This is a genomic window from Shinella sp. M31 (assembly GCF_049199205.1).
Classification (GTDB): domain Bacteria; phylum Pseudomonadota; class Alphaproteobacteria; order Rhizobiales; family Rhizobiaceae; genus Shinella.
This window is the reverse complement of the sequence record NZ_JBLZPH010000166.1, coordinates 1-293: the sequence shown is the minus strand read 5'-3', so window position 1 is coordinate 293 and position 293 is coordinate 1. Positions and strand designations below refer to the sequence as shown.

Below are 293 nucleotides of genomic sequence, written 5' to 3'. Positions count from 1 at the left end.
AGAACCGCATCGGCCTTGTTGTCGATCTGGAAGCCGTTGGGCACGTCGAAGCGGATGCCGAGCTTGCCGTGCATGAAGGTCTGACCGCGTACGTAACCTTCTTCCGGGGCGTCGCCGTAGAGCAAGCCGTCGATGCCGGCGAGATAATAGTCGCGGCCGCGGTCGCCGATCGTGCCTTCCGCCCCGAAGGCGCGGGCATGCAGCCGCGCCAGCTCCACGCGCTGCGGCGCGTTCGGGTGGCTCGAGAGGAAGTCGAGGCTCTGGTCGCTGTCGGGATCAACAGCCGTGAAGCG

Annotated in this window: 1 pseudogene; it reads right to left on the bottom strand. The window is 66.6% G+C overall.

The features are described from left to right. Nucleotides 1-293, bottom strand: a pseudogene (locus ACOZKU_RS26020) (metalloprotease); the annotation flags it as partial.